General features: G+C 65.4%; 23 protein-coding genes and 1 pseudogene. 14 read left to right on the forward strand and 10 right to left on the reverse strand.

Translation table 11 applies throughout. From position 1 onward, the window contains the following. The first annotated feature begins 61 nt into the window (after nt 1-61). The 5 genes from malQ (at nt 62) to A5707_RS03110 (ending at nt 6,995) form a co-directional block, all read left to right on the forward strand. Nucleotides 62-2,200, forward strand: coding sequence for a 4-alpha-glucanotransferase (gene malQ, locus A5707_RS03090; RefSeq protein ID WP_065013061.1), 2,139 nt, complete (start codon nt 62-64; stop codon nt 2,198-2,200). Further along, entirely contained in the window at nt 2,197-2,670 is a 474-nt protein-coding gene (locus A5707_RS03095) for a nuclear transport factor 2 family protein (protein ID WP_065013062.1), read from the forward strand. The genes malQ and A5707_RS03095 overlap by 4 nt, the downstream gene beginning before the upstream one ends. 89 nt (nt 2,671-2,759) lie before the next feature. Then, on the forward strand, nt 2,760-3,659 hold the full coding sequence (locus A5707_RS03100) for a metal-dependent hydrolase (protein ID WP_065013063.1): 900 nt from the start codon (nt 2,760-2,762) through the stop codon (nt 3,657-3,659). 5 nt (nt 3,660-3,664) lie between these two features. Then, the gene (locus tag A5707_RS03105) at nt 3,665-4,765 is read left to right on the forward strand and encodes a PDR/VanB family oxidoreductase (protein WP_065013103.1); all 1,101 of its coding nucleotides are present in this window, start codon (nt 3,665-3,667) and stop codon (nt 4,763-4,765) included. 496 nt (nt 4,766-5,261) lie between these two features. After that, a complete protein-coding gene (locus A5707_RS03110; RefSeq protein WP_065013104.1) occupies nt 5,262-6,995 on the forward strand; it encodes a molybdopterin-dependent oxidoreductase in 1,734 nt (577 codons plus the stop codon). Nucleotides 6,996-7,001: 6 nt separating this feature from the next. Here A5707_RS03110 and A5707_RS03115 read toward each other — a convergent pair whose 3' ends face one another. Further along, the gene (locus tag A5707_RS03115) at nt 7,002-8,294 is read right to left on the reverse strand and encodes an NAD(P)/FAD-dependent oxidoreductase (RefSeq protein WP_065013105.1); all 1,293 of its coding nucleotides are present in this window, start codon (nt 8,292-8,294) and stop codon (nt 7,002-7,004) included. A 40-nt stretch (nt 8,295-8,334) separates the two neighbouring features. Continuing rightward, nucleotides 8,335-9,192 carry a maleylpyruvate isomerase N-terminal domain-containing protein gene (locus A5707_RS24320; protein ID WP_232000610.1) on the reverse strand — a complete coding sequence of 286 codons (858 nt, stop codon included), beginning with the start codon at nt 9,190-9,192 and terminating at the stop codon, nt 8,335-8,337. Between the two features lie 125 nt (nt 9,193-9,317). Here A5707_RS24320 and A5707_RS03125 point away from each other — a divergent pair, with 125 nt between their 5' ends. Both A5707_RS03125 and usfY read left to right on the forward strand, forming a co-directional pair. Then, entirely contained in the window at nt 9,318-9,932 is a 615-nt protein-coding gene (locus A5707_RS03125) for a TetR/AcrR family transcriptional regulator (RefSeq protein WP_065013064.1), read from the forward strand. Between the two features lie 82 nt (nt 9,933-10,014). Continuing rightward, nucleotides 10,015-10,308, forward strand: coding sequence for a protein UsfY (usfY, locus tag A5707_RS03130; protein ID WP_065013065.1), 294 nt, complete (start codon nt 10,015-10,017; stop codon nt 10,306-10,308). 19 nt (nt 10,309-10,327) lie between these two features. Here the strand turns inward: usfY and A5707_RS03135 are convergent, their stop codons facing one another. From A5707_RS03135 to A5707_RS03145, 3 genes are read right to left on the reverse strand one after another with little or no spacing between them, the layout of a single operon-like run. Continuing rightward, nucleotides 10,328-11,788, reverse strand: a complete 1,461-nt coding sequence (locus tag A5707_RS03135; RefSeq protein WP_065013066.1) for an aminotransferase class I/II-fold pyridoxal phosphate-dependent enzyme — start codon at nt 11,786-11,788, stop codon at nt 10,328-10,330. An 11-nt stretch (nt 11,789-11,799) separates the two neighbouring features. Next, nucleotides 11,800-12,228 (reverse strand): SRPBCC family protein, encoded by a 429-nt coding sequence (locus A5707_RS03140; RefSeq protein ID WP_197495230.1) that lies wholly within the window; start codon nt 12,226-12,228, stop codon nt 11,800-11,802. A gap of 43 nt (nt 12,229-12,271) precedes the next feature. Next, complete coding sequence (locus A5707_RS03145; protein WP_065013068.1) at nt 12,272-12,835, reverse strand: hypothetical protein; 564 nt, start codon at nt 12,833-12,835, stop codon at nt 12,272-12,274. Between the two features lie 153 nt (nt 12,836-12,988). Between A5707_RS03145 and A5707_RS03150 the strand changes: the two genes are divergently transcribed. Beyond that, a complete protein-coding gene (locus A5707_RS03150; protein WP_065013069.1) occupies nt 12,989-14,005 on the forward strand; it encodes a DNA topoisomerase IB in 1,017 nt (338 codons plus the stop codon). Nucleotides 14,006-14,040: 35 nt separating this feature from the next. On the opposite strand, the gene A5707_RS03155 is transcribed toward A5707_RS03150, so the two are convergent. Next, a complete protein-coding gene (locus tag A5707_RS03155; protein ID WP_065013070.1) occupies nt 14,041-14,379 on the reverse strand; it encodes an aminopeptidase in 339 nt (112 codons plus the stop codon). Nucleotides 14,380-14,544: 165 nt separating this feature from the next. Here A5707_RS03155 and A5707_RS03160 point away from each other — a divergent pair, with 165 nt between their 5' ends. Together A5707_RS03160 and A5707_RS03165 are read left to right on the forward strand one after the other, a co-directional pair. Next, on the forward strand, nt 14,545-16,203 hold the full coding sequence (locus A5707_RS03160) for a DUF4407 domain-containing protein (RefSeq protein WP_065013071.1): 1,659 nt from the start codon (nt 14,545-14,547) through the stop codon (nt 16,201-16,203). 216 nt (nt 16,204-16,419) lie between these two features. Continuing rightward, nucleotides 16,420-16,887: pseudogene (locus A5707_RS03165) on the forward strand (hypothetical protein); the annotation flags it as partial. Nucleotides 16,888-16,974: 87 nt separating this feature from the next. On the opposite strand, the gene A5707_RS03170 reads toward A5707_RS03165, so the two are convergent. Next, the gene (locus A5707_RS03170; RefSeq protein ID WP_065013073.1) at nt 16,975-18,210 is read right to left on the reverse strand and encodes a sulfotransferase family protein; all 1,236 of its coding nucleotides are present in this window, start codon (nt 18,208-18,210) and stop codon (nt 16,975-16,977) included. A 28-nt stretch (nt 18,211-18,238) separates the two neighbouring features. Between A5707_RS03170 and A5707_RS03175 the strand changes: the two genes are divergently transcribed. From A5707_RS03175 to A5707_RS03190, 4 genes are all read left to right on the forward strand, one after another. After that, nucleotides 18,239-18,814 (forward strand): TetR/AcrR family transcriptional regulator, encoded by a 576-nt coding sequence (locus tag A5707_RS03175; RefSeq protein ID WP_065013074.1) that lies wholly within the window; start codon nt 18,239-18,241, stop codon nt 18,812-18,814. Beyond that, a complete protein-coding gene (locus A5707_RS03180; RefSeq protein ID WP_065013075.1) occupies nt 18,811-19,914 on the forward strand; it encodes a DUF1214 domain-containing protein in 1,104 nt (367 codons plus the stop codon). Before A5707_RS03175 ends, A5707_RS03180 begins: the two co-directional genes overlap by 4 nt. 98 nt (nt 19,915-20,012) lie before the next feature. Further along, a complete protein-coding gene (locus tag A5707_RS03185) occupies nt 20,013-21,110 on the forward strand; it encodes a ferredoxin reductase (protein ID WP_065013107.1) in 1,098 nt (365 codons plus the stop codon). Between the two features lie 15 nt (nt 21,111-21,125). Next, entirely contained in the window at nt 21,126-22,520 is a 1,395-nt protein-coding gene (locus A5707_RS03190; protein ID WP_065013076.1) for a fatty acid desaturase family protein, read from the forward strand. A gap of 5 nt (nt 22,521-22,525) precedes the next feature. On the opposite strand, the gene A5707_RS03195 is transcribed toward A5707_RS03190, so the two are convergent. Genes A5707_RS03195 through A5707_RS03205 form a run of 3 tightly spaced genes read right to left on the reverse strand, consistent with a single transcriptional unit; the run spans nt 22,526 to nt 25,198 of the window. After that, the gene (locus A5707_RS03195; RefSeq protein ID WP_065013077.1) at nt 22,526-23,344 is read right to left on the reverse strand and encodes an MOSC domain-containing protein; all 819 of its coding nucleotides are present in this window, start codon (nt 23,342-23,344) and stop codon (nt 22,526-22,528) included. A 43-nt stretch (nt 23,345-23,387) separates the two neighbouring features. Continuing rightward, nucleotides 23,388-23,933 carry a class I SAM-dependent methyltransferase gene (locus A5707_RS03200; RefSeq protein WP_065013078.1) on the reverse strand — a complete coding sequence of 182 codons (546 nt, stop codon included), beginning with the start codon at nt 23,931-23,933 and terminating at the stop codon, nt 23,388-23,390. Continuing rightward, nucleotides 23,930-25,198, reverse strand: coding sequence for an amidohydrolase family protein (locus A5707_RS03205; RefSeq protein ID WP_065013079.1), 1,269 nt, complete (start codon nt 25,196-25,198; stop codon nt 23,930-23,932). The genes A5707_RS03200 and A5707_RS03205 overlap by 4 nt, the downstream gene beginning before the upstream one ends. Nucleotides 25,199-25,212: the final 14 nt, after the last annotated feature.

The following is a 25,212-nucleotide window of genomic DNA, read 5'->3' on the forward strand; positions in this document are numbered from 1 at the left end:
TCGGCTCGTCAACAAGACGCCAGGTCGCAGCCGCGCCGGGCTACCAAGCAAGATTGGCCGCATGACACAGACCGCGCCCTCGTTGGTTGAGCTCGCCCGACGGTTAGGGGTTGCGACCGAATACGAGGACTGGACCGGCCGGCAGGTGCCGGTGCCGGAGTCCACCGTGGTGGCCGTGCTGGCCGCCTGCGGCCTGGCCGCCGGTACCGAGGCCGAGCGTGCGGCGGCGCTGGACGCCCAGGACCGCGCGTATTGGTCCCGTCCGCTGCCGCCGACGATCGTCGAACGCGCCGGTGCCCAGACGTCGTTCTGGGTGCATGTTCCCCATGGCCATCCGGCCGAGGTGTGGCTGCAGTTGGAAGACGGCACCATCCGCGACGGTCTGCGGCAGGTCGACAATTTCACCCCACCGTTTGAGCTCGACGGCGGCCTGGTCGGTGAAGCCAGCTTCGAGTTGCCGTCCGACCTGCCGTTGGGCTATCACCGGGTGCACCTGCGGTCGGGTGCTGACGAGGCCACCGCTGCGCTGATCGTCACCCCGGATTGGCTGGGCCTACCCGAGCGGCTCGGCGCTCGCCGTGCCTGGGGGTTGGCCGTCCAGTTGTACAGCGTGCGGTCCCGGCGGTCGTGGGGCATCGGCGACCTGACCGATCTCACCGACCTCGCGGTGTGGTCGGCTTCGATCCACGGCGCCGATTACCTACTGGTCAACCCCCTGCATGCGGCTGCCCCGACCGCACCAATGGAGCCCTCGCCCTACCTGCCGACGTCGCGACGCTTCGCCAATCCGGTCTACCTTCGGGTCGAGGCCATCCCGGAATTCGCCTACCTGCGCAAGCGGGGCCGGGTGCGGCGGTTGCACGATCATGTCCAAGACCGTTGCGCCCGAGCCGATTCCATCGACCGCGACGCCGCGTGGGCGGCCAAGCGGGCAGCGCTGCACTTGGTTTACCGCGTTCGGCGTTCGGCGGGCCGGGAACTGGCCTATGCGGCGTTTCGCGCCCGGGAAGGGTCCGCGCTCGACGACTTCGCCACCTGGTGCGCGCTGGCCGAGGAGTACGGCGCCGACTGGCATGACTGGCCCGAATCGCTGCAGCACCCCGCCGCCGACGGCGTGGCCGATTTCGTCGCCCGGAATGCGGCGGCGGTGGACTTCCACCGCTGGCTGCAATGGCAACTCGACGAGCAATTGGCTGCGGCTCAGTCGCAGGCGCTGGGCGCCGGGATGTCGCTGGGTGTCATGGCGGACCTGGCGGTCGGCGTGCATCCCACCGGCGCGGACGCGTGGGCGCTGCAGGATGTGCTGGCGCTTGGCGTGACGGCGGGCGCACCACCGGACGAGTTCAACCAGCTCGGCCAGGACTGGTCGCAGCCGCCGTGGCGCCCGGATCGACTCGAAGAGCAGGAGTACCAGCCGTTCCGGGCGCTGATCCGCACCGTGCTGCGGCATGCCGGCGGCGTCCGCATCGACCACATCATCGGCTTGTTTCGGTTGTGGTGGATTCCCGACGGTGCTCCGCCCACCGACGGCACCTACGTGCGCTATGACCACGAGGCGATGATCGGCATCGTGGCGTTGGAGGCGCACCGCGCCGGCGCGGTGGTGGTCGGCGAGGACCTGGGCACCGTGCAGCCGTGGGTACGTGACTATCTGCGGGCCCGCGGTGTGCTGGGCACCTCGATTTTGTGGTTCGAACTCGACCGCGACGGTGATGGCGGTCCGCTGCCGGCGGAGCGCTGGCGGGAATACTGCCTGTCGTCGGTCACCACGCACGATTTGCCGCCGACGGCCGGGTATCTGGCCGGTGAGCATGTGCGGTTGCGGGATTCGTTGGGGCTGTTGACACGTCCGGTTGAGGAGGAACTCGCCGCCGCCAAAACCGAACGCGCAGCGTGGATGGACGAACTGCGCCGGGCCGGGCTCTTGGGCAAGCATGCCGACCTCGACGCGACGGTGCTGGCGCTCCACCAGTACCTGGGCCGGACCCCCTCGCGGCTGTTGGGTCTTGCGCTGACCGACGCCGTCGGCGACCGGCGCACCCAGAACCAGCCCGGCACCACCGATGAATACCCCAACTGGCGTGTTCCGCTGTCCGGCCCCGACGGTCACCCGATCCTGTTGGAGGACGTGTTCAGCGATGTTCGGGCACACCGATTGGCCGAGGCGATGCATGAACACACCAGCCAGCCGCTGTCATGACACTCTCACCGACCGACCGGGCAGCTCTTGCCGACTTGGTACACCGATACGCAGCCGGTGTCGATGATCGCCAATTCGATTCGGTGACAGCGCTTTTCACTGATGATGCCGAGCTCGCGGTGCCCGACCCGCCCGCCGAGATGACACCGGTCCGCCGGCATCGGGGCCGGGTGGCCATCGGCGCGGCCCTGGCAACCGTCGCCACTGCCGCACGCACCGAGCACGCCATCGTCGGCGAGGTCTACCAGCAGGGCCCCGGAGAGGGCAGCGCGCACGGTCGTATTGCCTGCGTCGCGCATCACTGGCTGCAGCGCGACGAGAAGATCACCGACCTGGTTTGGCATCTGCGGTATGACGACGACTATCAACGCACCGACGCAGGATGGCGGATCAGCCGGCGGCAGCTGACCATCAACGCGATCGAACACCGCTCCATGCGCAGCGTCCGGCCCGCCGATCCGGCCATTTGATCGAACCGGCCAACCGGCCCGCCTTTTCCGTAGACTTCCTCCCAATCCCCCGGGCCACGATGGGGTCAGCGCGAACGGGAGGGGTTCCCATGCTGCGACCGCGCCGGTTCGACCACGAATGTGACCCGGGCCCAGTGCAGATACAGGCGCGCAAAGTCCACTTCGACGTCACCGAGGTTCCGCTGCACTGGATCCCGGGGCATCCGGTGGCCTCGAATTTCGCGAGCCTGCTCAACGTCGTGCTGCCTCCGGTCGAACGTTGGTTCGTCGCGGTGTTCAACGAGGCGCTGCCGCTGGTCAAAGACGCGAAACTGGCCGACGATATGCGGGGATTCATCGGCCAGGAGGCCACTCACGCCGACATCCACGACCAGGTCCTGCGCGACTTGATGGTGTCCCACGGTATCGATCCTCAGCCGCTACTCGATCAGGTCGACTTCGTCTTCTCCCGCACCCTGGCGCCCTCGACGTCATCGGACCCCAAGCGCCGGCTCAACCACCTTTGTGACCGGCTGTGGCTCATCGCCGCGATCGAGCACTACACCGCGGTGCTCGGCGACTTCGCCCTCAACTGCAACTGGGACGACTACGACGCCGACCCCACGATCGTCGATCTGTTCCGCTGGCATGGCAGCGAGGAAGTCGAGCACCGCAACGTCGCCCACGACGTCGCGGTGTACTTCCATGACAGCTACCTCGACCGAATCCGTTCGATGGTGATGGCGGTGGCGATGGTCTTCGTCTTCTTTCAGCGGGGTACGTGGTACCTGACCAAGACCGACCCGAAACTCGACATGGGCTGGTGGAAGATGCAGTGGCTTCGGGCCCGCGACTCCAGTAAGGGATTGTTGCCGACCTACCGAAAGTTGTTTGGCTCCAACACGTTAACCTACTTCCGGCCCGGCTTTTCGCCTGAGGAGATGGGCTCGACGGCGCAGGCCGTGGCCTATCTGGCGAGTTCGGCGGCCGCCCGCGCGGCGCACTTGTGAAGGCGGTGCTCGAGCGGATCCGGCAGACGCCGCCAAGCGCGTCGGGCCGGTCCCGCCATGACCTGCTGATCGGACTCGCCGATGCGGCGATCTCCGGGCTGTGGGCGCTGTCGGGGTCGATCCGCCGTATCGCTGCACCCGTGGAAAACGACCAGCGCATCGCGTTGACCGTGGTGGAGCGCCGGGTGGTCGCGCGCGACCAGGATGTGGTCGCGCTGACGTTGGCGGCTGCCGACGGCGCACACCTGCCGCCGTGGCGTCCGGGTGCGCACCTCGACATTCAGCTGCCCAGCGGACGGCTGCGGCAGTATTCGCTGTGCGGCGACCCCGACCGTCGCGACGTCTACCGCATCGCGGTGCGGCGCATCCCCGACGGCGGCGGCGGTTCGCTCGAGGTGCACGACACCCTGCAGCTCGGCGCTGCTGCCCACACGCATGGGCCGCGGAACGCCTTCCCGCTGACCGTGCCCGGCTATGGCTCTCCTACCCGGCGCGTCCGCTTCATCGCCGGCGGTATCGGCATCACTCCGATCCTGCCGATGCTTGGCTACGCCGAACGGCTCGGCGTCGACTGGTCGATGGTCTATGCCGGTCGCAGCCGCGACAGCCTGCCGTTTCTCGACGAATTGGCGGTGTTCGGTGATCGGGTCGAGGTCCATACTGACGATGTCCACGGCGTGCCGACGGCGGCCCGGCTGCTTGGGGACTGCGCCGACGGGACAGCGGTCTATGCGTGCGGTCCGGCACCGATGCTGACCATGATCCGAGCCCGGCTGGCCGGTCGCGACAACGTGGAGTTGCACTTCGAGCGGTTCGCCGCACCGCCGGTGGTCGACGGAGACGAGTTCACCGCCCGCATCGCCTCGACGGGCGCCACGGTGTGCGTCGGCGCCGAGGAGACGCTGTTGACGGCGTTGCGGCGAAGTGGGATCGCAGCGCCGTATTCCTGCCAGCAGGGTTTCTGCGGAACCTGCCGCACCCGCGTCCTCGAAGGGCGTGTCGAGCATCGCGACATGCTGCTGACCGATCCGGAACGCGCCGACGGCATGATGCTGGTGTGCATCTCGCGGGCGCCGAAAAGCGAACAGCTTCTGCTCGACTTGTAACGCGGCTGCCGCCGTGTGACCAATCTCACGTCGTGACTTTGATGCTCCAAGGGAACTCACAGGCCGACGCCGGCGTTCGTGGCTGCGATGCGCAAACCCGCAGCGCCTGAAGGGTTTTGGGCGGCGGGCGAGTGTATTTGGACCGGTTGGCAAGCGGGTACGCCACAGCCCGTACTGACTGCCGCAGACGCGTCTTAATATCGCGGCGGCTAACCGCAGGTGCGGAATCGCGTCTGCGCTTGCTCAGACGTATCCAGGCGCGGTCGTGTCGCCGGCCGACAAGCCGGCCGCGAGGGCGCACGTGCAGTGGACGGCCGAGAGGCACTACCGGGCCCGTCATCCCCGCGGTGAGCTGCACAATTCGTGTATCTTCAGGGCCGTGACGACCACCGACAGGAACAAGCCTGACAGGGACGTCGATTCGGCCGGGACCGGCGGCGCCGCGACAGATACCACACACCAGGTCGGCTACCCCGCTGACGTGGTGGACGTCGAGATGGAGCTCGAACAGGGTTACCGCACCGAGGTGCACGAGGCCCATGACGTCGTCGACGTGGAAACCTACGGCGGCGGGTTCGACCTCACCCGGCGGGCGACGGCTCCGCGGTTGCGGGTAGGCCGCGACAAGTGGTTCAACCTGCTGTGGTTGATCCCGATCGGCTTCGCCGGGCTGGTCGCCGCGGTGGCGATCGGCAAAGGCCTGCGCAATATGCCGGGTATCGAGGAGTTCATCACCCGCTACCCCGGCGCTGAAGAGGCGACCGGCAACGCCGTCGGCATCCCGTGGTGGGCGAACTGGACCCACTTTTTCAACCTGTTCTTGATGATGTTCATCATCCGGTCGGGCATCCAGATCTTGTGTGACCACCCGCGGTTGTACTTCAGTCGCAACTCCACGCCCGGGAAGGACGAGTGGTTGCGGGTTGGTCCGCCGGTTCCCGACGACGAGCTGTGGACCGCCAACTCCGATACCGTCGCGCTGCCCCCGCAGTTCGGGCTGCCGGGCTTCCGGCACTCCATCGGCCTGGCCCGCTGGTGGCATCTGGGCGTCGACGTCTTGTGGCTGCTGAATGGCGCGGTGTTCTACGTGCTGCTGTTCACCACCGGGCACTGGAGGCACATCGTGCCGACCAGCTGGAGAGTCTTTCCCGACGCCGCGTCGGTGGCAATCCAGTACTTGTCGCTGGATTGGCCGAAGGACAACGGCTGGGTGGGCTACAACGGGATGCAGTTGATGGCCTACTTCACCACGGTCTTCATCGCCGCTCCGGCCGCGCTGATCACCGGGCTGGGGATGTCGCCGGCGCTGTCGCAGCGGATCACGGTGATCAGCAAGCGGTTGAACATCCAGGTCGCGCGGTCCTTGCACTTCCTGGTGCTGGTCTACTTCCTGTTCTTCATCCTGGTGCACGTCACGCTGGTCTTTGCCACCGACGCGCTGCGAAACCTCAACCACATGTTCGCCGCCCGCGACGACAACAGCTGGCTGGGTTTCTGGTTCTTCGCCGCGGCGATGGTGGTGACCGCCGTCGCGTGGGTGTGGGCCACCCCGTTCACCATCCGGCACCCGCGGGTGGTGCAGCGGGTCGGTTACGCGCTGATCGGCCCCTTCCAACGGGCGCTGGAGAACTTCGACCCCAAGCCGGGCGCCTTTACCGAGAAGGACATCTCACCGCACCACTGGCGCAATGGTCGTCTGCCCGAGACCGTCGAATACAAAGAGCTGGAAAAAAACGACTTCGTCGACTGGCGGCTGAAGGTTTACGGCCTGGTCGAAAACCCGACCGAATTCTCGCTCGACGACTTGAAGGCGCTGCCGTACCACGACCAGATCACGCAGCACTTCTGTATCCAGGCCTGGTCGGGCGTCGCGAAATGGGGCGGCGTGCAGCTGAAGACGATCATGGACATCGTCAAACCGCTGCCCGAGGCCAAATGGGTGGTGTTCTATTCGATGGGCTTGGGCGCCACCGGCGGGATCTACTACAACGCGCATCCCATCGAGCAGATGCGCCACCACATGAGCATGCTGGCCTACAACATGAACGACCAGCCGCTGCCGTACATGCACGGCAAGCCGCTGCGGCTGCGTAACGAACTGCAGCACGGCTTCAAGCAGGTGAAGTGGATCAAAGGTATCGAGTTCGTCGCCCACTACTCCGAGATCGGTAGTGGTTACGGCGGATACAGCGAAGACCACAAGTACTTCGGGCGCCACCAGACGCTGTAGGCAGCATCAGCCACTCTTCGGCAGCGGAATGCCTTCGCTGGTGGAGAATTCGGCGTCGCGTTGTGTGGCCAGCCCCATCGACACCAGTGTGCGCGGGAACAGCGCATCGGTCAGGTAAGCCAGCGACACCGCCCACCGGTTGACGAACCGCGGTATCGCGTAGAGGTGATAGCCGCGGGTGACGAACTTCGCCGGATACCCCGACAGCGGCACGTTCAGCGGATTGGCGACTGCTGCGCGGGGCCCCAGATCGACGACCAGGCCCATGTTTCGGTGCTTGTACTGTTTGGTCTTACCGTGGCCGAGGCTCGCGGCGACATTCTTGGCCAGCACCTTGCCCTGCCGGATCGCGTGCTGAGCCGTCGGCGGGGTGATTTTGCCCGGCTGGGTCACGTCCGGCACCGCAGCCGCGTCACCGGCGGCGAACACATCCGGATGATCGGGAACCTGGAAATCGGTCTGCACTTTCAACCGGCCCTTTTCGGTTGGCAGCCCGAGCTTGTCGATCAGCGGCGCAGCAGTCACGCCGGTCACCCAGGCGACTGTGCGGGTGTTGACTCGCGAGCCGTCGGTCAGCACCACATGGTCGGGATGTACTTCCCGCAGTGTCAGGCCGAGACGGACATCGACCCCACGGCGTCGCAGCACCCGCATCGCTTTGTCGCCCAACCTTTTTCCGACTTCGGGCATCACCTGCTCGGCGAGGTCGAGTAGCAAGAACTTCACATCGCCCTTGCCGAAGTCCATGTGTTTCGCAGCAGCGTCGGTGAGCGCGCGCAGCTGAGCGGTGAGTTCGGTGCCCGAGTAGGAGGCCCCCACGACGACGATCGTGCGCCGCGCCTGGGCGCTTTCGGGGTCGGGATCCAAACATGACAGCTCAAGCTGCTCGAGCACATGATCGCGCAAATAGAGCGCTTCGGCCACCGACTTCAAACCCCTTGCGTGGGTGGCTAATCCGGGGATATCGAAGAGTCGGGTCACCGATCCGGGCGTCAGCACCAGCCGATCCCAGGACAGACTGCAGGAGCGCTGTTCGAGGTCGGTGAACGTCAGGGTGTGCTCGTGCAGGTCGACGGTGTCCACGCGTCCCCGCACCTTGCGCACCCCGTGCAACATTCCCGCCAGCGGGATCGTGACGAACCGTCCGTCGACCACCCCGCCCGCTACGTCCGGAAGCAGCGGTGTGTAGAGCATGTAGTCGACCGGCGAGATGATCGTGACGTCGAAATTGCGTTTGCGAAGTCGGCGCGCGCACTCGAAGCCGGTAAATCCGCTGCCCACGATCACGACCGACGTCACCGTTCCCACTGTAGCGACGGCCGGAGCGTGCGCGGCGCCGCTACGGGCTGGCCAGCAATGTCCCGAATTTGGCCGCCAGCCACGGCTTGCGTCCCCCGGCCCTAAGCCTGCCGCGGAGGATCTGCGGCCACTGTGCGACGCGCCCATAGCCCAGGAGCAGGAACGTCACCGGGTCGGCGGTGATCACACAGTCCGCTCGTCCGCCGGCCGGCTGGTCGGCTGAGGTGACGACGGCGGTGCCGTGGTCCACCGTCAGCCGGTAGCGGCCACCACCGCGGATCCGCAGTTCGAACGTGATGTGCAAGTCGTTGGCGCGCGATGCCCGCAGATAGTTCGGCGCCAACGCCAGTGCGGCGGGTACGACGAGCAGCGCGTCGTCGCGGTCGATGGTCCACGGCCGGCCGGCGGCGCGCGCAACGTCTAACCCGTGGAGCAACTGCTCCCCCAGCAGCAAGCAAGTCATCACCGCCGGTTCGAGGACCAGGCTGTCGGCGGTGGGGATCGTCACGTGTTCGGTGGAGTCGACCGCCGCGGCAGCGGCGAGATAGTGGCTGGCGGTCTCCTCCAGCATGTTCGCCAGCCGATGCGGGTCACGCTCACAGACGTCGGTGAGGTGGCGGTCATTGACCGCCGTCCGCAGCCGGGCCGGTGATCCGTCCGGCATCTTCGGGGCGGCACGGTCGCCGTTCAGGTGGCGGGTCAGCGCCTCGGTGTATTCGCGCAAGTCGGCAACCACATGAGCCGCGGTTTGGCCGATTGACCAGGACAGCCCGGGCACGGGTGCACCGGGATCGTCGACAGCCCGCCACAATGCAGCGCTGCGAGTGACTGCGTTGGCCAGCGCTGTCCGGGTTTCAGGGTCAGCGCGCCGGAGTTGGTCGAGGGGGCCGGCGGCCACTGGTGGGACGGTGTGCATGGGCGACAACCTCCATCGCTGAGGGCGGATCTTGGATAGCATCACTATTTCACATAACGCTACTATGTCAATAGGCTGGTGCGGTTCGTCCGCACGGGAGTGAAACCATGGCCGAGTCCACGCCGCAGCCGTCGTCGCTGCGCGCCCAGCAGGTGGCGCAGACGCGCGACTCTCTGGTGCAGGCGGGTCGGGAGTTGTTCGGCCAGAACGGCTTTCGCGGCACGTCCGTCGACGATTTGGCCCGTGCTGCCAGGGTCACAACCGGTGCCCTCTATCACCACTTCCCCACCAAGACGGCGCTTTTCGAGGCCGTTTTCGAACAGGCGCACACCGAGTTGATGGCGGCATCCATGGCGGCCGCGCAAGGCGCTACTGACGACATTGACGAGTTTGCGCGGGGCTTCGACGCGTTCCTCGACGCCGTTCTGGAGCCGCACTTGCAGCGCATTTTGATCCTGGACGGGCCGGCCGTGCTGGGCCTGGCGCGCTACACCGAGCTCGACGAACGGTATGCCTTCGCGGTCATCGTCGAGGCGCTTCGGGCTGCTGTCGAGTCCGGCACGCTACAGGTCGACGATCCCGAGACGGTCACTCGACTGCTGCTGGGTGCGCTCACGCGCGGCGCGATGTTGATCGCGAATTCATCGGACCCGGTGCAGACCAGGCATGCGGTGGCGCGATCCATGCGTGCGCTGCTCAACGGCTTTCGGCCGCTCGCCTGACCGCCGCACACGTTTTTTCCGGCCCTAGTTCGGGTAGCCGTCGGCATGCGTCGAAACGCAAGCCACACCAGAGGAGTGACCCATGGGTGACACCGCCCACGACCCGGTTGATCACCACCGGACCACCCGAACCCATGCCGGTGAAACGATGAAAAACACCGCTAAAGCGCCCGGGGTGCTGCTGCTCGCGGTCGGCGTTGTGGCGTTCGTGGTCTGTCTGGCCGGATTTGCGCTCGGTCAGATCGGTGTCGGCGTCGCGAGTCTTGTCGTCGCACTGCTCGCTGCGGGTGCCGGGCTGGCCTGGCTGGCCATGGAAGGCCGGCGAGTGCGTGACGTCGAAAGGGAATGGCTCGCACAGCATCCCGAAGCGCGATAACGCGGGTGGCGTTGGTCGATTACTCGACTACGCGGATGTGCTCCAACTGAGGATCGGCGGCATCAGGCAACGGCATGCCCGCCGCCAGGCCTGATCGCAGGAATTCGATGACCGCGTCGTTGAGTTTTTCACCTGGCACCACGGCCGGTGTGCCGGGCGGGTACGGTGTGATCTGCTCTGCTGCGATGCGGCCGGCGGCCTTGTCGGCGGGGACCAGTTCGGTGGCGCCGAAAAACGCGTCCCGCGGCAGCATCACCGTCTCCAACTGAAGTTCATCAGGCGACGGCAACCGGATTGCCGGCGGCCGATCCAGCGAGTCGGCAATGTTGCGCCACGCCGTTAATCCTTCAACGAGGCGCTCGGTGGTGTGCTCGTCGTCGGCAAATGACAGCGTCACGAGGATGCGAGCGTGATCCGCGAGCCCGATATCGAGCCGGCGGTTTTCGCGCAGCCAGTCCCGGGCCTGGTATCCCGTTGCGCCGGTGCCCGACACGTCCACCAGCACCTGCAGGCGGTCCAGATCATGGGACGCCTCGACGCCGAGCAGTTGATCCTCGAGCACGACGACGTCGGGGATCTGATTGATCCGCTCGCGCACCGTGCGCGCGAGAGTGAGTGCAGCGCCGAGCAATTCGTGGCCGTGCTGCACCATTTGGCGCCGCCACCCATCCATCGCGGCGTAGATCAGCACATTCGGGCTGGTCGTCATCAACAGATCCGCGTTGGCTTCCAGTCGATCCTGGTCCACCAGGTCACCCTGTACGTGGTACACCGAACCCTGCTCGAAGCCGGCGCCCATCTTGTGCACGCTGACCACGCACACGTCGGCGCCGGCGTCCATCGCCCATGCGGGAAGGTCGGAGTGGAACGGCAGATGCGCACCCCAGGCCTCGTCGACGATCAATGGCTTGTCGCGTTCGTGGCAGATGTCGGCGATCTGCGCAAGGTCCGCGCAGGTGCCGTAGGGCGTCGGGCTGACGATCAATGCTCCGGCGGCATCGGGGTTCGCGTCCCATGCGTCGCGTACCTGTTGCGGGGATGGCGGATGCGATAGGTGACGATCGGCGTCCCAGCGTGGGGTGATCCAGTGCGGCTGGATGCCGGAAAAGATCAACCCGCCCACTATCGACTTGTGGCTGTCGCGTGGCACCAAAAGGCCACCCGACGCCGCTCCGGCAACCACCATCATCGCTGCCCGCACCGACAAGGAGCTGCCGCACGTCGAGAAGAACGCCGAGGACGCCCCGACTGCGTCGGCCATCAGCTCCTGGGCATCTGAGAGGTACTGGCCCGTCGAGCGCCAGTCGTCCAGACCTCCGCTGGCCAGGATGTCGTCGTGAAACGGCTCGCGCCCCAGCACCGCCAAGACCCGCTCGTCGGCGCCGCGCCCCTGCCGATGTCCGGGCGGGCTGAACCCGTACCGCTCCAACCGGTGGTAGTCGGCCAGTGCGTCTAACAGCGGCGCTCGGCGATGGTCCATATCGTGTGTGGTTACTGCAACGCAGCCAAGTTGTCCACCGACTTGCGCACGTCGGACTTCAGCACGCGGGCGACCAGTCCGCCGATCGGGCCGTTGAGTAGGCCGCCCTTGAGCTCGGCGGTCATCCGGAAAGTCGACCCTGGGTCGTCATCGGTGACGTTCATGGTGACTGCGATCCGGATTCCGCCGCGGCCACGGCCCTCCAGCTCAATGGTGTGCGGCTCGTCGTACCGGGTGACCGTCCAGTGGATGACGTTGCGGAAGCCTTTCACCTTGACGCACGACGACACGCGCGTGCCCTTCTCGAGGTGCGATGGGACCTCGCTTCGCCAGCCGGCGAAGATGGTCATCCACTCCTGGAACCGGCTCAGGTCAGAGGCCAGTTTCCATGCCGCCGCTGGTTCGAGCTCGGATGACGTCGAAACATCTACTCGTGCCACATCTCTGTCCATACCCGGGCGCGACGGCCCGATAAACAAAGGGTCAGATACCCGTCCAGGCCTCGCCGACTTGGGCCGCCACATCGATGACTTGCGCGGCTTGCGATTTCGGCGAATCGATTTCGTCGCCGACGTACTGCGCTATGAATCGCCGGATCTCACCGTCAACGCCGGCCACGATGCGTAGCACCTCACCGCGGATGGATTTCGAGGACACGTGGACGGTGATATCCGACGCCCGCGGTTTGGCGACGTCGATGATCAACAGCAGCGGTTCGGCAGCGCGCGCGGTCGCGCGCAGCGCGATGTCGCCGTCGACCAGGAACCGTTGCTTATCCAGGCGCAGGTCCACAAGCAAGTCGATGGCCAGCGGGATGTGGATGTTGAAGGTGATCGCGTCGTCGACGTTTCGGTGGACCTGCGGCTCCTGGATGCGGACCTTGGCGCTGATCTTGGCGATTTTGCCTGGTCCCTGAGCAATCGGCGCCATCTCGAACTCCTCGCCGGCAATCTCGGCGAAGGCGGCGCCTACGCGGTCCTCGGTGACGGCTATCTCGAAGAACCGCCGGCCGAAGTCCTCGTAGGTCATGTAGTCGAAGGTCTGCATAAGTTGATACCGTCTCACGTCCTGTTTGGGCCCGACGGTTGATCCGACTGTGTCGGCTCAATCCGAATGTGGTGGTGGTGTCACCCGATACCGCCGCGGGTAAACCAATGCGGTGATCACGCGCATCATTCCTATCCTCGGGCTGGCCGCGGCATGAGGTTGCGCCGAAGCACCGTCGGTGGCCCCGGAATTCGTCGCATCGGTCGGGGCCGGGGATTTTCGTACCTCGACAGCCGGCGCGACTGCGTCGACGACCCCGAGGTCTTGGCGCGGATCGAGGCGCTGGTGATACCGCCGGCGTGGAAGAACGTCTGGATCTGTCCGCATCCGAACGGCCACATCCAGGCCGTTGGCACCGACGCCGCCGGGCGGCGCCAGTACCTCTATCACGAGCGATGGCAAGCCGAGCGGGCTGAGGAGAAGTACGACCGTGCGCTCAGCCTGGCCAAGCGGTTGCCCGACTGGCGTGAGCGGGTGCTGACCGATCTGCGGGGACGCGGTCTGGGGCGTGATCGGGTGCTGGCCATCGGCCAGCAGTTGATTGATCGCGGCTACTTTCGGGCCGGCGGAGAGGAGTACGCGCAGGAGAACGGAAGTTTCGGGCTGGCGACTCTGCTGCGCGACCACGTCCGGTTGTGCCGCGACAGCGTCGAGTTCGACTACCCGGCCAAAAGCGGAGTGCGCCGGACCGTTTCGTTGGAGGACCCGTTGGTGATCCGGGCAGTGCGCTCATTGATGCGCGCCGATACCAAGATCCCCCGCCTGTTGGCCTACCGGACGTCCGACGGTTGGTGCGAGGTGCATGCTGACGACCTCAACTCCCGGTTCCGCGAGCTTGTCGGCGAGGAATTCAGTGTCAAAGACCTGCGAACCTGGCACGGTACGGTGCTGGCCGCCGAGGCGTTCGCGACCGCGCGGGAGCCGACATCAAAAACCGCACGCCGTCGCGAAGAAGCCGCCGTGATGCGGGCAGTTGCCGATGAATTGGGCAACACGCCCGCGGTCGCGCGTGGCTCCTACGTGGATCCGCGCGTCGTGACGGCGTATGAACAGGGCATCACGATCGGCCCGGCGCTGCGCCGCGCCAAGCGGGAGCGCACACCGCTCGGCCGACAGCATGTGCTGGAGCGGGCAACTGCGCGCATCATCAAACGCATCGAACGCAGTTGATCGCCGAAACACGCACTGTCCGAACCGGTGTGGCGTCAGACATTCGGTGATCTGCCACCGCGCACGAACAGCGCTGCGATCACAGCGATCGCGCCGATCACCGCCACCGGGACGGCCCAGGACCGCCGGCTGGACAGCGCCGACTGGCATTCGGCCACGAAGTCGGTGTGCGGCACGATCTGATTGAGAATCGGAATGCTGGCCACCGACTTGTTGTTGGCGGACTCGGCGCTCTTGGTGTCACTGATCACGGCGTTTCCGCAGCCGATCTTGCCGCCGTTCTCGTCCGATATCGACACCGGCACCAGTAGCCCGATGATCCCGACAAGCAGAATCACTGCCCCGATCGCCAGAGCCATCCGCCGCACCGTCATGTCGCCGCCCCCTTGCTCAGCTGTGTTGTCGGGATGCTACCGACACCGGAAGCGCGCATGTGAGAGAATTCGTGCCATCGCACTGCAGCGATTTAGGGCCTGCGCGATTCCGGATGCGTTGTGAACCGCACCACATGTCAACTCTGCTGGAGGTGTTCTCAGTCCATGTGCGCCCATAAAGCAGCCGAACCGCGCCGGGCCGGTTCGCGGATTAACACCGTATTGTCCTGGCTCGGCGGTGGAGAGTGGCAGGAACTCAGTGAGCGCCACGAGCGGTCGGCTCACGCGATCACCGGCGTAGTCGTGGTGCTTACTGCTGCGTTGGCCGGACTGGTTACGGCGCTAACCATGTCGGAATCGGTGCGCTGGCCGGTTTCGGCCATTGCCGTGCTGGCCCTGACGTTCGGCGCGCTGGTCGGCGCGGTCGCCCGCGCCATCGTCAGCGGACCCGTGAGCGGCTGGCGCGGCATTGCCGGACGAGCAGCGGTTGCCGTTGTTCTCGGCGTCGTGGTCGGTGAACTTGCTGCGATGACCGTCTTCGCCGGCTCGATCGACCACCGGCTCGACGCCGTTGCGTCGCGCACCGCCGACTCGTCGGCCGCCGTCGCGCAGGCCACCTCCGATCTGGAGCAGACGCGCAACGAGCGCAACGCGCTTGACGCCGCTGTCGACAAGGCCCGCGCAAACCGCGACCAAGCGCTGGTCGTGGCCCGCTGCGAATATCACCCCACGCCGGCGTGCCCGCAGACCAATATCACCGGCGTTCCCGGCACCGGGCCCGAGACACTAACGGCCAACGAACGTCTCGCCGCCACGCAGCAGGAACTGGATAACGCCATCGGCGTCCGTGATCGGCATGCCGACGAGTTGCGTGCCGAACTTGACGCCGGCACCGCCCAACTCGCACAGGCGCGGCACACGGTGGTCGCCGAGGCTGACCGCGGGCTGGCCGCACGGTGGACGGCCATGCACGACATCACGACGGCTAACGCAGGTGCGCTGCTGCTGCGGCTCGTCACCGTCGGCTTCTTCATCCTGCTGAGCCTGCTGCCGTTGATCCTGAAACTGTTGCGCGGTACGACGACTCACGACCGACGCGCAGTGGCCCACGCCGAACGCGATCACGCCGAGGTTGCGGCCGACACTGCGATCGCGGTCAAGCGAGCTGAAGTCCGCGCGGCGGCCGAAATACTCTGGGCAGAACAGCAACTCGCACAGGCACGGCTTGCGGTCGAGGCGCAGCTGGAAATCGACCGGGCCAATCATCAGCGTCGAGTGATCGAGGCGCTCGAGGACCCGCCGGCCTCAGATCCTGTCGAAGAAGACATGTACTTGCCCATCGCCGCCGAAGCCGAGGCCGCAAGCTTGGCCGCAGCCGAACAGCCTGTCCCCGAACAGACCGTCGCCGAGCCGGAGAACCTGCCGGCAGCAACGCGGGCTACCCCGCTGTTGCCGACTATTCCTGAGGTCACCAAGACCGCGGCGCGCTGGATTCGGCCGTTGGTTCCGACGTTCGTCGCCCGCGCCATCGACACCACCACCCAGCCGTTGCGCACCGCGCGCCAGGTGTTCGAAGAGGTCGAAGAGATCACGTTCTCGTTCAAACGCACCCGCAAGGTCACCGTCGACACCGAAGAAGTCGTTCGTCCAGCACGACACGGGTCGGCGCCAGAACACTGGGCCGGTGACGATGCCGATCCGCGAGGCCCACGGGTGCCGTTAGGCGCTGTACAACGCCACGGCGGGCCGTCACTGGCGCCGAGTACGCATCAGGGCGAGCTCACCGAGCGGGTCGGGCCGCGGGAGTTGCCGCCGGCTGAATAAGTCGGGATTGCATTGCATCGCAATTGCTTTCCCGGGTAATTCGACGCGAATGGGTCTTGCGTTATCGAAACGTTAGAACTAGCGTGGATTTTCACCAGAATTCGTGAAAAAGACCGTGGTGCAGCGTCTTTTCGTGTCATATGTAATGCACGTCATCTTTTGGCGCCAAACGTGAGGGCCACCACAAATTTTGGTTGTCTATCGATCTTGTTGTTAATGTCCCGGCGCATGTTTGTTTTAGCAACGGTAATGGCGTTGATCCAACAGGTTTCGGGGACGCCGTACGTCACAGGTGGGGATTCCCCTGCGGGAACGGATTGTTCGGGCCTGGCATCCTGGGTGGCCAATGCTGCAACCGACCGACCGGTTTTCGGCGACAGATTCCATACCGCCAATGAAGAATCAGCACTTCTGGCCCGCGGTTTCCAGTATGGAACTGCGCCTGGCGCTTTGGTGATCGGCTGGAACGGCAGCCACACCGCGGTGACACTGCCCGACGGGACCGCGGTATCCAGCGGTGAAGGCGGCGGCGTGAGAATCGGTGGCGGCGGCGCGTATCAGCCCCAGTTCACCCACCACATGTTCCTGCCGGTGGACCCGGAGGCAATCGACGATGCGCCGCCGCCACCGGACGGCGTCGTTCTCGTCGATGCCGTCGAACCGGAAGCACCCGCGCCGGATCCGGCTCCGGCCGAAGAGGTGGACGCGGAAATGCCTGAGCCCGAACCAATCCCGGCTGGTGATGAAGTCGGCGCAGGCGTCTAAGCAACGTCATTGCAAGAAGCGCTGAACATACGGTGTGAAACGGGCGGTCAGGTCGTCCTCGTCGAGTCCGAACATCTCGGCCGATGTGGCGACCTGACCGAGCCGGCCACGCTGGTGACCCGCCAAATACTCGGCCATCCCAGCGCGCGCATTGTCGGTCAGCGGCTCGCCGGCTAGCGCGAAGAGTTGTTCGGTGAGGCCGAGCTCGTCGGCCAAAAAGTCGTCGAAGCGGACGTCGATCGAACGCTCGGGTCCGATGACGTCCCGATCACGTATGAGCGCGGCCAGCATCAGTTCCAGCCGGTCGATCCACGACGCCGCGATATCGGTGACCGGCACCGGTGAACGGTGCATCCGCGCCGTGTACGTGATCATCGCGATCATCGACAGCGCCACCGGCACCGGATCGCGGTGGGTACACACGACAACCACGCCGGGAAAGACCTTGTCGAGCACGGGCAGTTGCTCGAGGTGTTGGGGCGACTTGAGCAACCAGCGACGGCCGCCGCGGAGAAACTGCAGCGCCTTCAATTGCAGGGCCAGGTACTCGTAGGCCGACGTCTGATCATGGGCCAGGTAGTAGTCGCGCCATCGCGGTACGTGGGCCAAGGTTTCGAACAGCATCGAGGAGAAGTCGTTGGCCAGCAGCTGAATCTCCTCGTGGACATGGTCGGTCGTCATCTCGTGCATGAGGCGAAAGTGCGGCATCACCGCGTTCATGAACTCGACGGCCGCGTCCATCCGCATACGGCGCGGATCCGGTTCCAGGCCGATCTCGGCGGGCAGCGGAAACGGCTCGACACTCTCCCAATACGGCAGGGTGCGAAACGTCGACGCGGCCGCGAGGAGATTGTGCAGATGCGTGGTACCGGTTCGCGGCAGACCGGCGATGACGATCGGCGGCTGCAACTCGATGTCCTGAATCTCGCGGTGCTGCTTCAGCAGTGCGGTCAGCAGTAGCCGGTTTTTCAGCCAGCCCGCCAGTTGGGCGTGAAAGTTGACGATGCCCGGTCCGTGCATGCCGCTGACCTCGTGCAGCGCGGCGAGGTACACGTCGAGGCGTTCGCGGTAGTCGTCGGGCCCGAAGTCGCTCAGGCCGGTGTCGGCGGTGGCCCTGGCATGGAGCGCATCGGCGTCCAGGGGGCACTCGGGAGCCATCGCCGCCATCAGTTCGCGGATCTGCTGGACCTCGGGGCTGAAGTGCGGTTCGACGAGGTCGTCAAGGTGAGTGATGTCGGTCACGCCGACTTAAGTTACTATGAGTTTCGTAATGACGACGGAGATTGGCCGCCCCCGCGACAAACGCATCGACAGCGCGGTGCTGCGCGCGGCTGTCGAGCTGCTCGCCGAGACCGGCTACGCCGAGCTGTCGGTCGACACCATCGCCCGGCGGGCCGGCACCAGCAAGCCGGCGATCTACCGGCGCTGGCCCAGCAAGGCACACCTCGTCCACGAGGCGGTGTTCCCGATCAGCGACGCGACCGCACTACCCGACACCGGGTCGCTGGCCGCCGACGTGCGGGAAATGGTGCGTCGCACCGCGGCGGTCCTGACCACGCCGGCCGCCCGGGCGGCACTGCCCGGCCTGGTCGGCGAGATGGCTGCGGATCTCACCTTGCATTCGGCGCTGCTGGAACGTTTCGGCGGCATCCTCTCGCGCGGTCTGTCCGAGCGCCTGGATGCCGCCGTCGAACGCGGCGAGGCGCGGCCCGACGTGACCGCCGCCGAGGTGGTCGAGGCCGTCGCCGGCACCACTTTTTTGGCGCTGCTCACCCGAGGGGACGCGCTCGACGACACCTGGGTGGACCGCACTGCCGCCCTGATCACGAGAGGAATCAGCGTATGACCCACCAGTCGACGGCCGCGTGGCACGAGTTGCTGGAGACCTTGGGCAGTCTTGACCGCGCATTTCTCGAAGGCGAGCGCGCGGTCACCGATGACCGGCACATCGCCGACGGCTACCGCATGCTGGCGACGACGCTGGGGGTGGCGTTCGACACCTATCTTTTCGCCGAGCCCAGCAGGCCGGCGTTCGTGGAAGTCAACACACCGTTTCGGCGCGACCGGCGTTGGGGCGGTGACAACACTGACGCCTACTACTACATCTGCCCGGTGGATCCCGCACGGCGCTACCGCATCAGCGGCAATCGCGGTGACAGCGTTTACTTTTCGCTGACTGCCTACAACGAGCCGGCGCCGGGCGCCTGGTCGGACCGGATCGTGGCGATCGTGCGCGACGACGACCTCGACATCGACGCGGACGGCGACTTCTCGTTCGAGCTCGGGCCCACACCGGATGCGGCGGTGCTGATGACCCGGGACTACCAGGCTGACCCGCTCACCGGCCGGCCCGTCACCTGGCAGATCGAGGCGTTGGATGAGCCGGAGCCGGTGCGGCACGGTGACGCCGAAACCGCTGCGGCGCTGCGGGCCAGCGCCGCCTGGCTGCGCACGATGTTCGCCATTGTGCCGGTTGCCGTCGGCGTGCGATCCGACGACGCGCATACCCTTGGACACGAAATCTCCCAGACCGCAAACCAATTCGCGGACCCCTATCAGGTGCCCGACGCCAACTTCGGCTGGTCGGCCCGCGACGCCTGCTATGCCTATGGCAGTTTTGTGCTCGGCGACGACGAGGCGCTGGTGATCACTCACCGCCCACCGACGTGCCGGTTCTGGAATTTGGTGGTGTGGAATCAGTTCATGGCCACCCACAGCGTCACGGACGCGCGTAGTTCCATCAACGGTCACAGCGCGGTGCTCAACGCGGACGGCACGGTGACGATCGTCATCTCCCGGGGCATGACGGCGCACCCGAATTCGCTCACGACACTGGACTACCCGCGCGGCAACCTCGCCTTCCGGTGGTTTCTCGCCGACGCGGTCCCGGCTCGCCCGGAGGTGCGGTTGGTCAAGGCCGCTGATGCTCCGACGGCTACTCAGTGAACGTGCGTTTTACCTAGCAACCGCTTCAAGAACACTGCTGAGCTGCGTAGTTCTTGCCACAGCTTGAACTCGGTGGACAGCTGTGTACCATCGCGATCATGGCGGAACGCGGCGCCCAGCCCCCGGTTCCACGCGGTCGGCGGTTGTTTCTGAGAGCAGTGCGGCAACTGTTCAGTCCGTTACGCCCAGACGATTACCTCGAGATGATCAACCCGCTGTGGACGACGAAGGAACTGCGCGGAAAAGTCGAGCGCGTCGAGCCGCAGGGCTCAGACGCGGCGAGTGTGCTGATTCGGCCGGGCTACGAATGGCGAGGCCACCAACCGGGCCAATACGTACGGCTCGGCGTGATCATCGACGGCCGCTACCACTGGCGGGCCTATTCGCTGACCTCGGATCCGCAGCCGGAGGACGGCCTGATCAGCGTCACTCCCAAAAAGGTGGACAGCGGTGTGGTGTCGCCGTATCTCGTCGAACGGGTCAAGCCCGGCGACATCATTCGGCTCGGTGAGATCGAGGGAGTCTTCACACTGCCCGAGCCGGCGCCGTCGAAAATGCTCTTCATCAGCGCCGGTAGCGGCATCACACCGATTATGAGCATGCTGCGTAGCCTCGATCGCCGCGGCGAGCTAGGCGATGTCGTGGTCATTCACTCCGCGCGCAACCGCGAACAAGTCATGTTTTTGCCCTTTCTAGAAGACCTCGACCGCCGCTGCGACGGGATGCGGCTCGATGTACGGCTCACTTCCGAACGGGGCCGCATGTCACCGGGCGACCTGGACGAGTTGGTTCCCGACTGGCGTGAACGCGAGGCCTTCTGTTCCGGACCCAGCGAGCTGCTCGATGCGCTGATCGAGCACTGGGAGCAAAACGGCGATGCAGATCGCCTCCACTTCGAGCGGTTCCAGCCGAAGATCGGCGGCGATGCAGGGGAAGGGCAAGGCGGTTGCGTCCGCTTCCTGGACAGCGACACCACCGTCGAATGCGACGGCGGCACACCGATTCTGGAAGCCGGCGAGCAGGCCGGCCTCAATCTCGCGTACGGCTGTCGGATCGGTATTTGCCATACCTGTGTCGGGACGCTGAAGTCGGGCAAGCTGCGCGATCTGCGCTCCGGCGACGTCACGGAACCCATCGGAGCGGACGTGCGCATCTGCATCAACACCGCCGAAGGTGACGTCGAACTCGAACTGTGATCGGAAGGAGCCATAGTGACGACTGCTGTGGAGAGCCCGCTTGCCCGTCTGAGCGAACAAGAGCTGGAAAAGCTTGCTAAGGAATTCGACGCGATTCACGACGAGGTGTTTGCCGATCTCGGTGAGCGCGACCGGCGCTACATCAAGACGGTGATCTCGGTACAGCGCCAGATCGTGGTCGTCGGACGGGTGCTGCTGCTGGCGTCGCGGTCCAAAACCGCCTGGGTGCTCGGCACCGCGTGTCTGGGCATGGCCAAGATCTTGGAGAACATGGAGATCGGCCACAATGTGATGCACGGTCAATGGGATTGGATGAACGATCCCGATATTCATTCCTCGGTGTGGGATTGGGATACCGCGTCAACCGCCGAGGCGTGGAAGCACTCGCACAATTACATCCATCACACCTTCACCAATATCCGGGGCAAGGACAAGGATCTCGGCTACGAGATCATGCGCATCGATCCTGCTCAGAAATGGCACCCGGTCTATCTGGCGCAACCGTTCTACAACATACTGCTTACCTTGCTCTTTGAGTGGGGCGTTGCCGTGCACGACACCGACCTCAGAGCCTTGTGGGCGGGCGAGAAGTCGATGTCCGACCTGCGCAACGACTTCAAAGGCATTGCCGGCAAGGCACGCTCGCAAATTCAGAAGGATTACATCGGCTGGCCGGTTATCAGTGCGGGTGCTTTCGGGCTTGCGCAGCTAGCCCTGCGTGGCCGCATCGATCAGCCAGCGGAATCCCGCGTCAGCAGGCTGCTTCGGAGGACGTCGCGCAAAGGCAGAATCGCTACGACCGCGACTTTTCTGGACCGGGTATTTGCGGGCGTGGAAAGCACATACCTGCGCACCCTGGCCGCCGATGCGCTGGCCAACGTCATCCGCAATGTATGGGCGCACGCCATCATCTTCTGCGGACATTTCCCGGACCAGACCTATACGTTCAGCCAGAGCGAAGTGGAAGATGAAACGCGCGGCGGCTGGTACGTCCGCCAGCTGATCGGAGCGGCCAACATCGACGGCAGCCCACTGTTTCATGTCATCAGCGGCAATTTGGGGTATCAAGTGGAGCATCACCTGTATCCCGACATGCCCAGCAGTCGATACTCGGAGATCGCACCGAAGGTCAAGGATATCTGCGAGCGCTACCAGTTGCCATACAACTCCGGACGGTTTTCGAAGCAGTGGTACACAGTGCACCGCAGCATCTTCCGGTTGGCTTTCCCCGGCGGGAAGCCCCGGCCGAAGCCTGGCCCGTACCACAGTGCGGAACGGCGTGCGGGGACGCAGAATTCGAGCGAGGCGACCCGATTCCGCGATCGTGTTCCAGCCGAACACCCGGACGCAGGCCCGGAGCACGAGTCGAGCGGGGTCGAGGTGCAGCCGCCGCCGCGCGGTAGCGATTGAGTGGACTAGCTCAGGGCGACGGAGTCACCGGTGCGGATGGTTCCGCCAGTGACCACCGCCAGGTACACGCCCGCACAGGGAACCGATCCGGAACCCGCTGATTCTACGCGGTTTTCGGCCACCAGTGTCCGCAACGCGTGCAGCGCTCGTGGGAGTGTGCCGTGCTCGAGGGTGGGAACCGCACACCGCGACGTCGGCTTGAGGACACTGAGCCGCGTCTCCGCCACGCTCAACTCTCTGCCCACCCAGGTGTTTTCCGCGTACGGCGGATAATCGGACGGCACCGAGATCACCAGGTTGGGCCGGTAGCGCAGCGCTTCGGTCCCGACACGTTCCAGGGTTGCCGTGGTGATCGCGTGCAGCGGAGCAAGGTCAGTGAACGAATCTCCCGGTGTTGCCGCTGCGATCTCGACGATGCGGGTGTCGACCTCGGCGTCCATCCCCTGTTCGAGCACCTGCTCCGGGTCGGGCCGTTCGAGCGTGGCGCCCTGCGGCCGCTTGCGCACCAGGTGGACCGGGCGTTCCAGCAGCTTCGACAGCAATTGGTCGATATCCGGATCGTCGGCAGCCACCCTCGTCCCGTCCGGTATCCGGATGTGGACGCGGCCGTTATCGCGAGTGGCGCTGAACTGCAACAGCTCACGCCACAACCGCGGCTGCTTGGCGCTGGCCACCCGCCCGGTCACCGCGTCAACCAGCGCCAGCCGTCGGTCTCCGTCGGCGCCCCCTTGGTCGACAACCATGCTGGTCACGACCTCGCCCAGCATGGACTTGACCGGGTAGCGGTACAGGCTTTCGACGCGCATCTGCACTGAACCGGTCATGACTTTCAGTATGCGCCTAGAGGGCAGGTTCAGGTCGAGTCGTTTAGCGTCTCGCCAGCAGCCACGCTTCGCCGTCGCCCTCGCCGGCTGCAATCAGCTCCAACTCGACAAACGCGGCGGCCAGTTCGCCACGGGCGGCGCGGAATGGGCCCGGGGCGGCGCCGACTTCGCTGAGCGCGCTGATCGCCACTAACCCGCCTGGTGCCAGTCGCCGGATGATCGCCTGATCGAGGCGACGGTCCCGGAATCGGTGACATACGACGACGTCCGCTGGCGGGCGTGGCGGTAGGCCCTCGTCGAGATCGACGACGTCAAACCGGCACCGGTCGCCGACGCCCATGTGCCGGGCCAGTTCCTCCGCTTGCCTGATCGCCACCGAAGAGATGTCGAGTCCCCGAACGTCCATGCCGCGGCAGGCAAGCCACACTGCGGCGAGACCCTGCCCGCAGGCCACATCGAGTGCGTGCCCCGTCGCCGGGAACAGATCGGCATAAGGCTCGAACGCTGGCGGCGCCCCCACCGCGCTGACGGGCGCCGGTCCGCGACTGGCATACGTCTCGTCCCAGCGAACGCGATCCTGGTCGGTCAGAATGCCTCCGGGTTTTGCTGGATCTCGTCAGGTACGGGATGGCGATACAAGCGTGACGCGTTTTCCCAACTGATCTTGCGAATCACGTCGTGCGGCAGATCACCGATCTGCTCGTGGACCGCTTGCTGGGTGCGCGGCCAGGTCGAATCGCAATGCGGATAGTCGGCTTCCAGCATGATGTTGTCGGCGCCGATCCGCTCATGCTGGATAAACGACGACTGATCCTCGACGGCGCAGAACCAGAAGTTACGGGTGAAAACCTCTGCCGGCGTGAGGCTTTCCCCCAGCGCCTGCCACGTGCCATACATGGCGTGATAGCTGAGCATGTGATCGAGGCGATCCAGCAGCCCGGCCACCCAGCCGATTCCGCCTTCGGACAAACAAATCTTGAGCTCAGGAAACCTGCTGGGCAGACCGGAATACAGCCAGTCGACGGCCGCGGAAATCGCGTAGGCGAAGAACAGCACACCCTGCACGTCCGGCGGTGCATCCTCGGTGGTCGACGGCGACGATCCCGACGACCCGATGTGTAGATTCACGACCGTTCCGGTCTCCGCACACGCTGCCATCATCGGGTCCCAGTGACCGGAATGGATGCTGGGCAATCCGAGCATCGCCGGATTCTCGCTGAAGGTGATGGCGTGAAATCCACGCTCGGCGTTTTCGTAAATCATTGTGGCGCCTAACTGCGGGTCCAGCAGCCACGGCAGCTGGCAGGGGATGATCCGGCCCGGGTAGCAGGCCGCCCAGACCTCGAAATGCCAATCGTTCCAGGCGCGCACCGAGGCCAACGCCAGGTCGCGATCGTTGGTCACCAGTTGCAGCCGCTGGCCGGCGAATCCCGGCAGGAACGAGGGAAAGTTGAGCGAGGCGTAGACCCCGTTGAGGTCCATGTCCTTGATCCGCTCGTGGATATCCCACGCGCCCTTGCGCATTTCGTCGAATCGGACCGGCTCGAAGCCGTACTCGGACACCGGCCGGCCGACGACCGCGTTGAATCCGACGTTGGGCAGTTCCCGATCGTCGTAAATCCAGGTCTGGCCGCCGCTTTCGGTGTCCACAACTCGGGGAGCGCGGTCGGCGAATCTGGCCGGGAGGCGTCCGGTGAAGGTGTCGGGAGGCTCGACGATGTGATCGTCAACCGAGATCAACGTATAGCGGCGTGGGGCGCGCGGCGGATCCGGCAGGAATGTGACCTCCCTGGCGGCGCCGGTCTTGGCTGTGGTGAAGTTCGGGTCGGCGGCCAGTTCGTCGATCGATTTCATGCTCGGCAATCTCC

The organism is Mycobacterium kyorinense, from assembly GCF_001672775.1.
GTDB lineage: Bacteria > Actinomycetota > Actinomycetes > Mycobacteriales > Mycobacteriaceae > Mycobacterium > Mycobacterium kyorinense_A.

Excerpts from the sequence above, each read along its gene's own strand:
- malQ (WP_065013061.1), top strand. The coding sequence starts at position 62 with ATGACACAGACCGCGCCCTCGTTGGTTGAGCTCGCCCGACGGTTAGGG.
- A5707_RS03095 (WP_065013062.1), top strand. The coding sequence starts at position 2,197 with ATGACACTCTCACCGACCGACCGGGCAGCTCTTGCCGACTTGGTACAC.
- A5707_RS03100 (WP_065013063.1), top strand. The coding sequence starts at position 2,760 with ATGCTGCGACCGCGCCGGTTCGACCACGAATGTGACCCGGGCCCAGTG.
- A5707_RS03110 (WP_065013104.1), top strand. The coding sequence starts at position 5,262 with ATGGAGCTCGAACAGGGTTACCGCACCGAGGTGCACGAGGCCCATGAC.
- A5707_RS03125 (WP_065013064.1), top strand. The coding sequence starts at position 9,318 with ATGGCCGAGTCCACGCCGCAGCCGTCGTCGCTGCGCGCCCAGCAGGTG.
- usfY (WP_065013065.1), top strand. The coding sequence starts at position 10,015 with ATGGGTGACACCGCCCACGACCCGGTTGATCACCACCGGACCACCCGA.
- A5707_RS03135 (WP_065013066.1), bottom strand. The coding sequence starts at position 11,788 with ATGGACCATCGCCGAGCGCCGCTGTTAGACGCACTGGCCGACTACCAC.
- A5707_RS03145 (WP_065013068.1), bottom strand. The coding sequence starts at position 12,835 with ATGCAGACCTTCGACTACATGACCTACGAGGACTTCGGCCGGCGGTTC.
- A5707_RS03150 (WP_065013069.1), top strand. The coding sequence starts at position 12,989 with ATGAGGTTGCGCCGAAGCACCGTCGGTGGCCCCGGAATTCGTCGCATC.
- A5707_RS03155 (WP_065013070.1), bottom strand. The coding sequence starts at position 14,379 with ATGACGGTGCGGCGGATGGCTCTGGCGATCGGGGCAGTGATTCTGCTT.
- A5707_RS03160 (WP_065013071.1), top strand. The coding sequence starts at position 14,545 with ATGTGCGCCCATAAAGCAGCCGAACCGCGCCGGGCCGGTTCGCGGATT.
- A5707_RS03175 (WP_065013074.1), top strand. The coding sequence starts at position 18,239 with ATGACGACGGAGATTGGCCGCCCCCGCGACAAACGCATCGACAGCGCG.
- A5707_RS03180 (WP_065013075.1), top strand. The coding sequence starts at position 18,811 with ATGACCCACCAGTCGACGGCCGCGTGGCACGAGTTGCTGGAGACCTTG.
- A5707_RS03185 (WP_065013107.1), top strand. The coding sequence starts at position 20,013 with ATGGCGGAACGCGGCGCCCAGCCCCCGGTTCCACGCGGTCGGCGGTTG.
- A5707_RS03195 (WP_065013077.1), bottom strand. The coding sequence starts at position 23,344 with ATGACCGGTTCAGTGCAGATGCGCGTCGAAAGCCTGTACCGCTACCCG.
- A5707_RS03205 (WP_065013079.1), bottom strand. The coding sequence starts at position 25,198 with ATGAAATCGATCGACGAACTGGCCGCCGACCCGAACTTCACCACAGCC.